We start from the raw sequence: 13648 nt of genomic DNA on the forward strand, positions 1-13648 counted from the left end.
GGCCTTGGCAACATCGTCCGGATAGTTGCGGTAGCCGACAAGATTCTGACCACGCAGCAACATGGAGAATGGTGTTTTCTTGATGTAGCGTTTCAGAGTTTTGGGTCTTTCCCAGGGATCCTCGTTGAGAAAGCGGTGCATCGTATCGAACGTGGCGCCTCCCCAAACCTCCATGGCCCAGAAACCGACCTCGTCCATTTGTTCGGCGATCGGGAGCATGTCCTCCGTGCGCATGCGGGTCGCAAAGATAGACTGATGGCCGTCCCGGAAAGTGTTGTCCTGGATCTGGACGGGATGGACGGGGCCGTTTCTCATAATGTCTGTCATTTCTCATTTCCTCCATTATCCTTGATTTTCTTTACCTCTAAAGATTCTCCTGATTTCTCTTCCGGCTCATTCACGGCCTTTTTAAACCCCAGGATCGCTTTGCCGATGGCGTTGCCGACCTCCGGTAGTTTGCCAGGCCCGAAGATAATCAGGGCAATCACCAAAATTACAATCATTTCCGGCATGCCAATTCCAAACATATCTTTTTACCTCCTCATTGACGTGAACGTGTTTTATTGGAGCACCCTACGGCAAACCCATGGATACATGTCGTTTCAGGTCAAGGAGCAATGTTTCTTTATGTCTTGACATGTGAGCTATATCAACATATGTGCCAACCAAACCCACGAGAGGCAAAAATATATAACGTTATGATTATATTTGTATTTAACTGAATGATGAAATGGAGTTTAGCGGAGCGATGGTGGATCTTCCCACCATATTTGGTTGTTTCTGAATTATTTGTCGGGCAGGTCATTGTGGGTTCTGGAGGATGTGTGGCTTGAGGAATGGTTCTAAGGGCGTCCTGGTCTCTTGATGCCGAGCTTCTTCATGCGAGCCCTCAGGGTGTTCGGATGCAAATCAAGAATCAGCGCAGTCCCCTGAGATCCTTCGATTCTCCAGCCGGTTTGTTGAAGTGCCTTGAGGATGTGTTCCCGCTCAGCCTCTGCCAAGGCCTTCGTTACTCTTGATCCGGCAGAGGGAGACTCATCCTCCCGGACAGAATTTATAGGCATGGCATCAATCTTTTCTGCAAGTTTGAGTTCGGAGCCTTCGCTTACTATGATGGCCCGTTCGATAACACTAATCAGTTCTCGCACATTTCCTGGCCAGGCGTAGCTTTTAAAAGATTCCATGACCTTAGTGGAAACCCTTTTAATATCTTTGTTGTGGCTCTTGTTGAATTTTTTCACGTAGGCTTTCACGAAGAGTGGTATATCCCCTTTCCTCTCCCTCAAGGGGGGAATGGTGATGGGGAAAATATTGAGTCGGAAATAAAGGTCCCGTCGAAACCGGCCTTTTTTTATCTCTTCCTGGAGGTCTCGGTTGGTAGACGCAATGATCCGGACATCCACCTTTATAGGATGCGGGTTACCGAGGCGCTCGAATTCCCCCTCTTCAATGACCTTTAGGAGCTTTGCCTGCAATTCTATAGGGATCTCGCCGATCTCGTCCAGGAAGATGGTGCCCCTGTCGGCAAGCTCGAAACGGCCGATCTGCCGTGCTGTGGAGCTAGTGAAAGCGCCCTTTTCACTGCCAAAGAGCTCGTTCTCGATGAGATTGGCAGGCAGGCTGGCACAGTTTACATTCACAAAGGGCCTATCTTTGCGGTCACTTTCCCGATGGAGTAAGCGCGCGAAGATACCCTTTCCGGTTCCTGTCTCACCGGTGAGGAGCACCGTAGTCTTCATACGGGAAACTTGCCGAGCCTTGCGTATTGTGGATTCTATAGCATCGCTTGTGCCAATGATTTCGCGATACCCCTCTTTTAATTCCATTTCGTCGCGGAGATAGATATTCTCGGCCTCCAACTGGTCCTTCAGTCTCTTAATCTCATCAAAGGCTCTCGCCAGAGTTTCTGCTGTCTGTTTGATTTCGGTCAGGGCCGACTCCAATTTGACGTTCGTTGCCTTTAAGTCGGCCTCTAAACGACGTTCCTCCGTGATATCCCTTGCCAGGGATTGGATAGAAATGAGTTTCCCCTCCAGGTTTAACAACACCGAGTTGTACCACTCACAAGTGATAACCGAGCCGTCCTTGCGATAGTTGCGGTTTATATGGACGTTACTGGTTCGGCGTGCGGCAAGCATCTCAGCACTCAACTCGGCGACATGGTGCAGATCGTCATCGTAAACCCATCGTAATTGGTCGATCCGTTTGCCCATCACCTCTTCGGCAGTCCATCCGAAAATCTTCTCTGCTTGATTTGACCAATAGGTAACCTGAAAGTAATTGTTAAATTCTACAACTGCCAGAGGGGCGTTCTTGATGTGGAAATTAAGCCGCTGTAATGTTTCACTCAGCTTACTTTGAGTCCGCGGGTATTTTATTGATTGTTTTTCGAGAACTCCGATTCTTTGTTCGAGTTCTTCATAGGTAGGTTTTTCTAGCAACAGGTAAACAGACCTCCAGTTGTCAAGACCCAAAATCAATTTCAATCAGAATTGATTGAAATTTATTTGATAAGATACTGCCTTTCGATGGCGGAGATATAGATGTGCTGTTTTTGCTTGTCAAGGGATATTCTCCATCTATTTTGCATCAAAAAGCAGGGGATGACGATGCGATTTGGTAAGGAAGATGGATCGGCGGCCACTCATCTGAGAAATCAGCTCTCCTTTTGGTCGAGTCACTCGGCAACAGGTCATATTTGAGCACAATTAAGGTACACCTCTCGCCTCAAATTAGCTTCGCTGAGAAAGCAGCAGCATTTATTACCGATTGAACTCAAGCATTTTCTTCAAGGTTGATGTTTTATTGCTTTCAGGAAGATAGCCTTGCCCCCGATCATCCCCCCCAAATGCCACATTTCATCTGGCACTCAGCAATATACCCTGATCAAAAAAATAGCTATCTGTATTTGAACTGATGGACAGATGTGTTTGACCGAGAAAACAACATTTACCGTAAGAGTAAGATTCGCAGCCTTGCATTCACGCCGGTACGACACACAACAACCTTCCAGTCCACAGCAGTTTGACATCGGCAGGATCATTGCTAAATTACCCAGTACGAACGAACATCGAATTCAGGTTAATGATATGAAGAAAATCCTTATCTATATCGCGGCGATCTTCATGGTGATAGTATCTGCAACAGGGCAGGCCGCGCGGAAGGAGGTAAAGAAAATGGATCAGGCGAATGCAAAAATCCTGATCGCGACCTTGGCCGGTGGCTGTTTCTGGTGCGTGGAAGCCGATTTTGAAAAGGGGTCCGGGGTTATCAAGGTCATTTCCGGCTATACGGGCGGATCAGGTGAGAACCCGACGTACGAGGATTACGGCAAGAAAGGGCACGTGGAGGCAGTGCAGGTCTTCTACGATCCTTCGAAAATCTCATACGAAAAGATTCTCGAGATCTTCTGGAGGCACATCGACCCGACCGACACCGGCGGACAATTTGCAGATCGTGGGCCCTATTACCGCAGTGTGATCTTCTATCACGATGAGGAACAGAGAAGGATCGCCGAGAAATCAAAGGAGGCCCTCGGGAAATCGGGGCGTTTCGGCAAGCCGATCGTCACGGAGATTGTAAGATTCACCAGATTCCACGACGCTGAGGAGCATCATCAGGATTATTACAAGAAGAACCAGCTACGGTACAAGTATTACCGGCAGGGGTCAGGGCGGGACCAGTTCCTGGAAAAGATCTGGAAAAATGAACCGCGTTCTGCAGTGCCGCCATCCAGCAAGGCCTACACAAAACCTGATGAACAGACCCTGCGGAAAAGACTGACTCCGCTTCAATACCAGGTGACGCAGAGGGAAGGCACCGAACCGCCATTCCAAAACGAGTACTGGAACAACAAAAAAGAGGGAATCTACGTGGACATCGCCACAGGTGAGCCCCTCTTTAGTTCGCTGAATAAATACGATTCCGGCACGGGCTGGCCAAGCTTCACACGGCCGCTCGATCCGGAGGCGGTCATGGAGAAGAGCGACGGCAGCCTCTTCATGCAGCGGACTGAGGTGAAAAGCCGTCAAGGCGGCTCCCATCTCGGACATGTGTTTGCGGACGGTCCTGCGCCGACAGGGCTCCGCTACTGCATGAACTCCGCAGCGCTTCGCTTCATACCGAAAGATGATCTTGAGAAGGAAGGCTACGGGCAATATCGAAATCTCTTTGAAAAAAAGTAGCCGGACTTCTGCTGATCTGGTCGGGTTCATCCGGTTGATGCGTATATTTGACTTGAATAAGTGTGCAAACAACCCTCAAAAGGAAATTATGCAGCCCTTGTAATTGTAATCATAAAGATGTACCACCTCAGTATCAGCTCCCTTGGAAGCTGCACCATCAAGGGCATGCTTCAACAACGTAGCGGTCATTTTTTTCTTGGACTTCCGTTTAAGGCTATTACTTTCATAAGTTAACCCCGGTCTCATTTTATCTCGTTATAAATCGTCTGAACAAGGGATGACTGGTTCTGTTCGAACTGTTTTTGCGCCTCCTCAATGCTCTGACCTTTCACCTTGAGACCACGCACTTTCTCCTGCAGTTCTTTCATCTGGGCAATATGGTTCTGGACCGCAGTGCGATCGATCATATCATTGTGACCGCAGACAAATTTCTGGGCATCTATGGTAGAGAGCATTCTTTCCAGGGCGCTTACCTCGCCAAGCGAGCTCCCGCCCTTGTAGGCATGAATCAGCTGTACCCGAGTGGTGAATATTTGGTCGCCAATGAACGCCACTTTCTCATCCGGAAAATACACTACCGTGTCCCCAGTGGTATGGCCAACTCCGAAATAATAGAGCTCGATACGTTTCGCTCCGACCTGAATATCCAATCTGTCCTTGTAGGTGACCGAGGGCAGAAATGCCTTGAGCGCCGGATTGTTCCAATCAGATGGGGTGCCATTCATGGAGGGCATGAAAAACTCTTTCAGGCAGTTCTCTTGCGCGATGAAGGTTACTCCAGTGGGCTGGAAGCGGTTGCCGAATATATGATCGCCATCCGCATGCGTATTCACCAGACGGGTGACCGGGTTGTTCGTAAGTTCCTTTATTGCCGCTAGCACCTGCGCAACCGATCCCGAATCCTGTTTGGAGTCGATGAGCAGCACTTCCTTATCGCCGATGTATGCACCAGTATTCGCACCCCTACCGCCGGTGAACAAATAGATGTTAGGCGCCACCTGCTTCGAAATGACCGGTGCTGAAGCGGCGGGGACCTGGGATTGTTGACCAGATACCGATATTGAAGATAAAATAACAAGAATGAGAATAGAAAATAATTTTAAGAAAGCTCTTTTCATACCTTCTCCTACGTGTTAAAATCTTGACCAGCAAGACTGATATTTGCTTACAGTGCTACTAATTCCAGTTTAATATCAAGCATTATATTCAAGGGCATGTCTTATGGAGCACCGTTCTTGAACGCATTATCAGCCTTCTATGTCTCATAGGTAAGGCGCTGAAGGAGTTGGTTGATAGGAAAAAGTAGTAATGACCGCCGGAATTATTTTTATGGTAATTTGAAACCGGCGAGATCTCTTTAGACCGGCAATTACGGGAGCTGAAATGAGCATCGAAATCAAAATCTTCTCAGATTATATTTGACCCTTCTGTTATATCGGCAAGGGCATTGTCAACAAATTAAAAGAGACCTACGACATCAATGATACCTGGGTCAGCTACGAGCTCCATCCTGAAACGCCACCTGAAGGCATTCTGTTATCTGAAAGATTCAAGGGATATGACGTATCCAAGATGTATGACCAATTACGTCAACGGGGTAAAGAAATTGGCATCGTTTTCGGCAATCGCACCTTGCTGTCCAACTCACGCCTTGCCCTGGAAGCTTCAGAATATGCCCGCGACATGGGTAAATACGAAAGTTTTCATGAACATATGCTTCACGCCTATTTTACTGAAGCTCATGATATCGGAAATATTAACGTCATCAAAGCTGTCGCAACGGCAAATGGGCTCGATGCCGATGATTTGGCAAATGCCCTGAAGGATGGCCGCTACAGATCACGATTGACGGCCGCAAGAAAAGAAGGGGGAAAGATCAACCTGACCGGTGTGCCGACCTTCATTATCAATGAGAAGTACAAGATAGTTGGCGCTCAACCGCTTGATGTCTTTAGAGATACTTTGAACAAGGTATGATAATAGCGGAAAGTCAGCCCCTTACAAAGTAACAAGTGCTCTATCTGGAGACAAATGCCTTTGTACCAGGAAACTGACCTTCCGATTTATTCGAAAATCCCCCCATCCCCCCTTTACCAAAGGGGGGGATGGGGGGATTTTCATGTTTCGTTGTGCCCGCGCCGAGCACGGGTGTTATTCTGAATGCCTGTTTATGTTTTCATAATGATGCCTTTCTTTATGTAAATTGGGTGGATCATGGCCCTGAAGGCGTGCAGTCTCACTGCCAGCATAACTGCACCAAATATGCATAAGAGCCCGCTTATCCTAATTGTTTGAGGGGTACCGACGATTTGTGCCATACTGCCAGCCAAAAGACTGCCGAAGGGTATCGTACCGATAGAGGTCATGATGAACAAGCTCATAACCCGGCCACGTTTGTCCTCTTCAACAATAGTCTGCAAAATTGTATTGCAGCCAGCGAATTGCGAAATCATCCCAAAACCAATCAACATCATAAATATCAGAGCGATCCAGTCAACATGAGACAGAGATAATAATATGAGGCCGATCCCAAAAAGAAGCGATGTGATGACAAGAATTCTCTCCAAGTTCAGGACGCTCTTTCTCGTAGCAAGATAAATGGACCCAATTAATGCTCCGCAACCCGTGCCTGCCATCAAAAAGCCAAACGTATGGGCTCCGCCATGAAGAATATCCCGGGCAAAAACAGGCATTAGCACATTATAGGACATCCCTACCAAGCTAGTCCAGGCGATAAGCATTAATATATACCGAATAGGAGGAAAACCGAATGCATAAGCAAATCCTTCTCTTATATCCTGCCAGAAAGGCGTCCGGTGCATCTTTCTTTCCTTAGATGTAACTTTCATTGACAATAACGATATAATAACCGCTATAAAGCTTAAAGCATTTATAAGAAAACAGACCCCCTCGCCAACGAGAGATATTAGAACACCGGCGATAGAGGGACCAACCAGGCGGGCCACATTGAACATGGAAGCGCTTAATGCAATGGCATTACTCAAATCCTCTTTGCTTTCAACCAAGTCTATGATCAATGCATGTCTAACAGGATTATCAACGGAATTGATAATTCCCAGTAATGTGCTCAATATGATAATATGCCAGATCGTGATCATGCCAGTAAGAACCAATAGCGCCAGAACCACAGCCTGAATCATCGCAAGAATTTGGGTTACTATCATTACGCGGTACCGCTCCCATCTATCGATCAATACACCCGCAAACGGGGCTAAAAGAAAAGAAGGGATAAGGCTGGAGAATCCAACAACGCCTAAGAGGACCGTTGAATGTGTTAACCGATAGGTTAGCCAGCTCATGGCAAGCTGCTGCATCCAGGTGCCGATGAGAGAGATACTCTGACCGCCAAAAAAAAGACGGTAATTTCTATGGTGTAAGGCTCGAAACGTTCTTTGCATACCATTTAAAGCAGCAAAGGGATTACCAGAAGCCATTTTCTTTTACCTTTTACATGTATGTCAATACGTGAATATAGGGAATCTGAATATATGGAAGAGAAGGCTATGTCAATGCAGGATTCATGGCATCAAGGAAGGATACGATAAAAAGCCGCATAAATAACTTCAAGCGTGTTACTCACCGGGATCACTATTCATTCCGATGATAGCCATTGGTACATCTTCTTTCTTCAACTGCTCGATTCTTTCCCTGAGGGCAATCAGCAACGTCGTCAGGTCTTTCTCGTCCAGCGCCAGCAGGAAATCCACGTCCCTGTCCGCCTGCAACATCTTCAGCAGCCTTTCCATAATTTCAGTTTTTGTCAGTTTGCGCCGGATATTGCCGACGAGAACCACCATGATCAAGACTGTTTCATGACGGCATTTTTCTATAGGGGTAAATTAATGGTAAGATTCGGACAGAGCAACTTGGATGCCGTTGATATAAAGCTGGACATTATTGCGGCGCCGGTGTTGACATTAACAATGGGCAGACGTATATTAAGATCAAAGAGGTGCTTCAATGCGCGGCTTGAATTATGTCTCTGGGCTATGAAAGAAAGTTGAATCATTTCACGGGAGGTAACAAGAAGAGCATCGCGAAGCATTGGTAGCAATCATGAACTGCCTGAAGGGCGGTTATTTAAGTGGGCTAATTACAGCCTATGAAAAAGCAAGCATTGCAGCCCTCTTTAATATTGCACTCATGTTCTTTGAAGAATATGCCGATAATGGTATCAAACAGGCGAGACTCTGCGATGCACGTATTGAGTCTATTCTACTGGATGTTAACGAAAAGAGAAGAACCCGGTCTTCGTGGTGATTATCACCCTTAAAAGACCAAGAATTCAAATGACTGACTCCAGCAAAAGATAAGACGGCATAGGCGGATTTCGTTAGCCCCTCTTAAGAACTTCGATTCTTAGAGGGGCTTTTGTTTATGGGGCAACTCTTGCCGGTGGTAATTACCATGACCAGGAAAATGCTCAATTTTCCAATTTCCCTATGGGTGAAATAAAAGAGGAAAAACTATCTCTGAAATGGCGCGATCTGGTTAATGGGTCTGAAAGCAGGATTTTTCTTGAGATGGGACAACAGGCTGAGGACTCCTTTTAATGCTTTGGTTAGTGTTGCTTCTCTCATGATTGTTACTCCTTTCAATGAACCTGGATTTTAAGGATACTTATGCATGGTGCCGGGAATGTTTTTACGTGTCCAATAGATTATCAAATAGGAAAGAGAGCAATTTTGTTGACACCTTAATCCATATTTACTACACTCCTAGAGGGATCAAGAACCTCATAAGGCAAATAAATGCTTTTAATTGATGTGGAGGAATCAAATGAGAATTAAAGTACGTGATGAAAAAATCACCAAGGCTATTAAAAAATTGGAGGGGATAGATATTATTCTCAAAAATGTCGAAGATGCCAAAAAAGCCATGCGTCTCATCCTCCGTAAAACGGAACTATCCGGGACTAAGGACTTTGAAGGACTTAAGGATATTGCCATTACTCAGGTAGTCGAGCACGCCACCAGTGCGGTGGAATATCAAACATATTACGAGATAGAATTTATTTTAATTGACGATAGCTTCATCGAAATGGAGGTTACTTTGATTAGGGAACTTCAGGCTATGTTTGAAATATTATAGTTGCTAAATAACTTGAAATGCTAAATACTTGGACTGTTTTGACGACCTATTCTTTCAAAATTTCCAATTCACCAGGAAGGCCAGGCATCTGTCTCGCTCGACCTTTTTCCCATTTCGTGTGTAAAAGCGCAGTTCCCTCTGGTCTTGGGGATATTGTGGCATTGGAGGTTCGAGCCAACTATCTTTCACCATAGGATAAAATCGCATGCAATATGACCGAAAAAAATACATAGAAGCGATTCATGCTCAGCTCGAACAAAATATTTTCTATCATTCCTTGGCCCTTGAGGCTTGCATGGCTGGAATATACGAATATTTAATGGCCAATGACCAATTGGGTGGCAACGAACCTGGAAGAGAAGACTGGCTGGCGGCGGGGTTGCTACATGATATTGATTATGGCGGGGAATTTAAAAGCGAGCATCCGGCCAAGACAAAAGAGGCGCTGGAAAAATATGGGATAGAAATTTCTGAGACCGTTCTTAAAATTATCAAAGCTCACGCATCTAAATTAACTGGTGTCCATCCGGAAAATAAAGCCCATTGGGCAATTTTATGCGCCGATAGCCTGACAGGCCTTATAACGGCCGTGGCCTTGATTCTTCCTTCCAAAAAATTAGCCGACGTTAAATTGTCTTCCGTCGTAAAACGCTTCTTAAAGGAACCGAAGTTTGCTGCTGGAACAAGAAGGGAAGAAGTGTCTATGTGCGCGAATCCAGACGGTCTGAATATCCCAATTGAAAAATTTATAGAAATTTGCCTGGGTTCAATGCAAAAAATCGCACAGGAAATTAGTCTATAAGAAAAAGTCAGTTTAGTTGCCGTAAGACGAAGTTTTATTGACAGTATGTGTAATAACGACCGCAAGTTACTACTTCCTTGGAGTCGAGTAAGGTTGATCGTTTAGGAGCTGCTTGAATAATCATCCTACAGGATATAGCGATGTATGAACCTTTCACGCCTGCCTTATTGACCAGAAGCCCTCACATACAGACCATATTCGGCAGCCTGCAACTGCGGGTTGCAGGAAAAAATGAAATGTCCGATGTCGTCGAGGAGACGATTGTTTCTACCGGAAATGGCGGTCGCCTCCTTGGTTACAATTCACGACAAACCGTGCGGTCCCCCAAGGCGTTGATCATTCTGATCCACGGATGGGAAGGAAGCGCAGACTCCACCTATATGCTATCCACGGGACGCTATTTTTACCGCAAGGGCTATGACATCTTCCGCCTCAACCTATGGGATCACGGCAAAAGCCATCATTTGAATCGGGAACTTTTTCACGGCGCGATGACTGAAGAAACAGCAGAGGCAGTCGCCAATGCAGCCAGGCTTTTGCCGGATCGCCCGTGTTATTTAATAGGATTTTCACTTGGTGGAAACTTCGCACTTCGGATAGCTCTTCGCCAATCCATTTCACCGATTCCTAATTTAAGAAATACTTTCTGCATCAGCCCCGCCCTTGACCCCTATAAAGCGACTCTTGCCATTGATGCAGGCCCCTCTATTTACCGCCGTTATTTTCTGGCAAAGTGGAAGCGGTCCCTGAAACAAAAACAACGCTGCTTTCCAGAGCTCTACAATTTTGACGCAGTTCTGCACCATAGAACCTGTATGGCACTTACGGAAGCCATTATGCCCTGGTATACCAAATTTGGTGATTACCGGGACTATTTTCGCCGCTATACGATGACCGGCAACGCCATCCTCCCACTATCCACACCGGTTACGATCTTCACGGCGGCCGACGACCCTGTGGTTTGTGCGGAGGACTTCAATCTTCTGCCCCGGAACCGATATCTGAACCTCTCTATACAACGATATGGCGGCCACTGCGGCTTTCTTGACCCCTTTCCGTTCGGATGTTGGTATGAGAGATGTATAGGCGAAACCCTTGCCAGCGAGGAGGCGGAATGACCCGAAGTGCTTCTTTTGACGAATTGAACACGAGAGAATCGTTTCTGAAGTAGGTCACCTGACAGCAACAACATTGTACAAGCCGGGCTGTGTGATTGCCGATATTTTTATCCCCAGAAAATTCCTACAGCTAATAGTGCCGGCGTAAGCAGATTAACCACGACATTCTGGCCCATAGATGGTATTAATTTTGGAATATCATCACTGTGCTTAAATGCACCGATGCTTGACGGAATGCTGAGAAAAGCAGTCGCTAACCCTAGAAGAGCAAGTGGTGGAAATACCTTCAAAAAAACTCCTGCGACAATTGCAGCGTATGCCAGAAGATTAAAAATTGCATACACCAGCGCACTCAAATTCAACCCGGCACTGATGGGCAGGTTTTTTCGCATTACGCTTCGATCGGCCTCAACATCCGGGAACTGATTGAGAAGCAGAAGGTTATTCACAAGAAAGAATGGGATCAGTGAAGCAATCGCAGAGGACCACGAGTAGTGACCGGAAAGAACAAAGTTGGTGCCCATGACCATGCATGTACCGAATCCTAAACCAGGGGTGATTAGACAGAAGAATGAGTTACGTACAGCCCAGAAACTATAAGAGATCACAATCACCAGTCCGCCAATGCCCATAGGAAGAATACCGGGACCGCAAATAATGACAAAATAGATTCCAATGGCTGCAGTAAGAATTGCTGTTCCGATCGCGAGCCCAAGTGCCCATGCTGCGAGTTCCGGTCGTTCTTGCAGAGTTCCACTTCCTCCGCTGAAAGGAGTGCGTTTTGTTTTTGAATCAAGCTCAGAGCGAAAATCGGCATATTCATTAAAAGCATTGACGCTGATATGTGATGCTACTGCTCCAATAAAAACCAGAATAATGGAAAGCGTACTGATTGGAACGTGTTCCTGCGAAGCTGTTGCCCAACCGAGCAGTGCGCACATTGGCGGAAGCAGTAAAAAAGGTACTCGTGCCGGACCAAGTCGGGCGGCTAAATCTTTTTTCATAGGAATACCTCTCTCTAAATGATGCTATCGTTTATCGCCACATCTCAATCCGTTGTTTATTCCAATAGTGAATAGCAATAGATCCCTGGTATTGGTGGACAATAGCTTCTTGATATTTTCTATATCACTGGTATCACGGATTGGTTGGACGGTGATCCGGGAATTCTTCTTGGGGTGGTTTGGATTGCAATCTCTTTGTCGTTGTCCCTTGAGGAATTACCTGCGTCATAAGTTTGAGGAATGATGGTTTGGTAAGTAAATTACGTTTAATTCCGAAAAGTTGACATCAAAGAAATACCGATCATCCACGCATCTGCTTTCAGTTGAGTCCAAATAACCTTTCCAGTCAAGGCAATTTTCTTTTCTTCAGATGTAGCAAGAGCAATATTGATATCCGTATCCACAGGAAAAGCTTTATCAGCACTTAGAGACAATCCACCAGATGAGAAGTCCACTATATTTATGAGCTCCGGTTCATATCCTGTGTTGACTTCGATTAATTTTACTCCACTATCCGCAATTAATGATCGCTTATACCGCCGTCTTTCTTCCATGTTTCCCACTCAATTTATAAGTTCTGAAAATAACATCGTGGACACTATCGTAAATCGCCCCCTATGTCAAGCACATCAATTATACCCTCTCCTTTCCAGTCATGTAGTCAATGTCTATTCTCATAACCCTGGTCTCTTTTCCGTGTGCATCAATAGCTTTTTTCCCCTCTTCAATATAACCAGGGGAATATTTTTCTAAGAGACTGACCAATGCATCCTGTTTCTCATCCCCAAATGCCTCGGAAACCGCTCCAAAAGCAATCGCGCTTTCATAGAGCATTGCAAATTTGTCAGGAACAACCCTTGTTTTACCGACGACACAAAAAGAAACTTTATTGTTAGCTTCTATGTTCTCCAGTTTGTACCCCTCTAAAGCACAGTGAAAATAAACACAATTGTCTTGAAAAACATAGTTCAATGGAATTCCATACGGCTGTCCATCAATATCAACGGTGGACAAAAAACCATATTCACATTCTGAAAACAACTTAGATGCAAGATCGCTGGTCAATTCCCTATCTTTTCTTCTCAAACTTTTGCGCATCTTGTTTACCCTCTCCGTTCCCACCTGATTCCCCATCAAAATTGCTGTTGATACCCAATTTACTCAGGAATGACGCTGTTATTTCAAGGATCTACGAGCCTTGAGCCGCTCCTTTTTTGAAATGCGCTTTCTTTGCTGGGTACTCTCCGGTCTGGTCATGAATTCACTTCCTGCCATCGGTTTCTTTCCCCTATTTTTTATCCATTGACCGATCAAGAATCCGATAAAACAAGTGACCACTAAAACGATTAAGGATTCAATAGATTGAGGAAGCACTTGATTCTCCTTGTCTGGTATTGACCTGTAAAAATTAGACGTATTTAAAATGGA

Annotated in this window: 15 protein-coding genes and 1 pseudogene; 6 read left to right on the forward strand and 10 right to left on the reverse strand. The window is 45.6% G+C overall.

Features of this window, described 5'->3' with window-relative positions:
* From NT140_03280 to NT140_03290, 3 genes are all read right to left on the reverse strand, one after another.
* Positions 1-327: pyruvate carboxylase (locus NT140_03280; protein ID MCX5830905.1), on the reverse strand; the 327-nt coding region annotated here is incomplete at its 3' end.
* Complete coding sequence (tatA, locus tag NT140_03285) at positions 324-527, reverse strand: twin-arginine translocase TatA/TatE family subunit (GenBank protein MCX5830906.1); 204 nt, start codon at positions 525-527, stop codon at positions 324-326. The genes NT140_03280 and tatA, both read right to left, overlap by 4 nt.
* A 315-nt stretch (positions 528-842) precedes the next feature.
* Positions 843-2441, reverse strand: coding sequence for a sigma 54-interacting transcriptional regulator (locus tag NT140_03290; protein ID MCX5830907.1), 1599 nt, complete (start codon positions 2439-2441; stop codon positions 843-845).
* Positions 2442-3089: 648 nt separating this feature from the next.
* Here NT140_03290 and msrB point away from each other — a divergent pair.
* The gene (gene msrB / locus NT140_03295) at positions 3090-4184 is read left to right on the forward strand and encodes a peptide-methionine (R)-S-oxide reductase MsrB (protein MCX5830908.1); all 1095 of its coding nucleotides are present in this window, start codon (positions 3090-3092) and stop codon (positions 4182-4184) included.
* Positions 4185-4271: 87 nt separating this feature from the next.
* On the opposite strand, the pseudogene NT140_03300 reads toward msrB, so the two are convergent.
* Both NT140_03300 and NT140_03305 read right to left on the reverse strand, forming a co-directional pair.
* Positions 4272-4411, reverse strand: a pseudogene (locus NT140_03300) (NAD(P)H-dependent oxidoreductase).
* 15 nt (positions 4412-4426) lie between these two features.
* Positions 4427-5302: an MBL fold metallo-hydrolase gene (locus NT140_03305; GenBank protein ID MCX5830909.1), complete on the reverse strand. Its 876-nt coding sequence runs from the start codon at positions 5300-5302 to the stop codon at positions 4427-4429.
* A 316-nt stretch (positions 5303-5618) separates the two neighbouring features.
* Here NT140_03305 and NT140_03310 point away from each other — a divergent pair, with 316 nt between their 5' ends.
* The gene (locus tag NT140_03310) at positions 5619-6161 is read left to right on the forward strand and encodes a DsbA family protein (GenBank protein ID MCX5830910.1); all 543 of its coding nucleotides are present in this window, start codon (positions 5619-5621) and stop codon (positions 6159-6161) included.
* Positions 6162-6352: 191 nt separating this feature from the next.
* Here NT140_03310 and NT140_03315 read toward each other — a convergent pair whose 3' ends face one another.
* Both NT140_03315 and NT140_03320 read right to left on the reverse strand, forming a co-directional pair.
* Entirely contained in the window at positions 6353-7639 is a 1287-nt protein-coding gene (locus NT140_03315; protein ID MCX5830911.1) for an MFS transporter, read from the reverse strand.
* A 138-nt stretch (positions 7640-7777) separates the two neighbouring features.
* Positions 7778-8008 carry a hypothetical protein gene (locus NT140_03320; GenBank protein MCX5830912.1) on the reverse strand — a complete coding sequence of 77 codons (231 nt, stop codon included), beginning with the start codon at positions 8006-8008 and terminating at the stop codon, positions 7778-7780.
* 253 nt (positions 8009-8261) lie between these two features.
* Here NT140_03320 and NT140_03325 point away from each other — a divergent pair, with 253 nt between their 5' ends.
* The 4 genes from NT140_03325 to NT140_03340 all read left to right on the forward strand — a co-directional run bounded on the left by NT140_03325 (position 8262) and on the right by NT140_03340 (position 11216).
* The gene (locus NT140_03325; protein ID MCX5830913.1) at positions 8262-8465 is read left to right on the forward strand and encodes a hypothetical protein; all 204 of its coding nucleotides are present in this window, start codon (positions 8262-8264) and stop codon (positions 8463-8465) included.
* Between the two features lie 519 nt (positions 8466-8984).
* Entirely contained in the window at positions 8985-9296 is a 312-nt protein-coding gene (locus tag NT140_03330) for a hypothetical protein (protein MCX5830914.1), read from the forward strand.
* Positions 9297-9501: 205 nt separating this feature from the next.
* Positions 9502-10098 carry an HD domain-containing protein gene (locus tag NT140_03335; protein MCX5830915.1) on the forward strand — a complete coding sequence of 199 codons (597 nt, stop codon included), beginning with the start codon at positions 9502-9504 and terminating at the stop codon, positions 10096-10098.
* Between the two features lie 140 nt (positions 10099-10238).
* Positions 10239-11216: an alpha/beta fold hydrolase gene (locus NT140_03340; protein MCX5830916.1), complete on the forward strand. Its 978-nt coding sequence runs from the start codon at positions 10239-10241 to the stop codon at positions 11214-11216.
* Between the two features lie 107 nt (positions 11217-11323).
* Here NT140_03340 and NT140_03345 read toward each other — a convergent pair whose 3' ends face one another.
* From NT140_03345 to NT140_03355, 3 genes are all read right to left on the reverse strand, one after another.
* Positions 11324-12220 (reverse strand): prenyltransferase, encoded by an 897-nt coding sequence (locus NT140_03345; protein MCX5830917.1) that lies wholly within the window; start codon positions 12218-12220, stop codon positions 11324-11326.
* A 266-nt stretch (positions 12221-12486) separates the two neighbouring features.
* Positions 12487-12774, reverse strand: a complete 288-nt coding sequence (locus NT140_03350) for a PilZ domain-containing protein (protein MCX5830918.1) — start codon at positions 12772-12774, stop codon at positions 12487-12489.
* A 79-nt stretch (positions 12775-12853) separates the two neighbouring features.
* On the reverse strand, positions 12854-13318 hold the full coding sequence (locus NT140_03355) for a pyridoxamine 5'-phosphate oxidase family protein (protein ID MCX5830919.1): 465 nt from the start codon (positions 13316-13318) through the stop codon (positions 12854-12856).
* Between the last annotated feature and the right edge of the window lie 330 nt (positions 13319-13648).

It is taken from the genome of Deltaproteobacteria bacterium, assembly GCA_026388415.1.
Lineage (GTDB): Bacteria > Desulfobacterota > Syntrophia > Syntrophales > JACQWR01 > JAPLJV01.

Excerpts from the sequence above, each read along its gene's own strand:
- NT140_03315 (MCX5830911.1), bottom strand. The coding sequence starts at position 7,639 with ATGGCTTCTGGTAATCCCTTTGCTGCTTTAAATGGTATGCAAAGAACG.
- NT140_03325 (MCX5830913.1), top strand. The coding sequence starts at position 8,262 with ATGAACTGCCTGAAGGGCGGTTATTTAAGTGGGCTAATTACAGCCTAT.
- NT140_03335 (MCX5830915.1), top strand. The coding sequence starts at position 9,502 with ATGCAATATGACCGAAAAAAATACATAGAAGCGATTCATGCTCAGCTC.
- msrB (MCX5830908.1), top strand. The coding sequence starts at position 3,090 with ATGAAGAAAATCCTTATCTATATCGCGGCGATCTTCATGGTGATAGTA.
- tatA (MCX5830906.1), bottom strand. The coding sequence starts at position 527 with ATGTTTGGAATTGGCATGCCGGAAATGATTGTAATTTTGGTGATTGCC.
- NT140_03355 (MCX5830919.1), bottom strand. The coding sequence starts at position 13,318 with ATGCGCAAAAGTTTGAGAAGAAAAGATAGGGAATTGACCAGCGATCTT.
- NT140_03305 (MCX5830909.1), bottom strand. The coding sequence starts at position 5,302 with ATGAAAAGAGCTTTCTTAAAATTATTTTCTATTCTCATTCTTGTTATT.
- NT140_03350 (MCX5830918.1), bottom strand. The coding sequence starts at position 12,774 with ATGGAAGAAAGACGGCGGTATAAGCGATCATTAATTGCGGATAGTGGA.
- NT140_03330 (MCX5830914.1), top strand. The coding sequence starts at position 8,985 with ATGAGAATTAAAGTACGTGATGAAAAAATCACCAAGGCTATTAAAAAA.
- NT140_03345 (MCX5830917.1), bottom strand. The coding sequence starts at position 12,220 with ATGAAAAAAGATTTAGCCGCCCGACTTGGTCCGGCACGAGTACCTTTT.
- NT140_03340 (MCX5830916.1), top strand. The coding sequence starts at position 10,239 with ATGTATGAACCTTTCACGCCTGCCTTATTGACCAGAAGCCCTCACATA.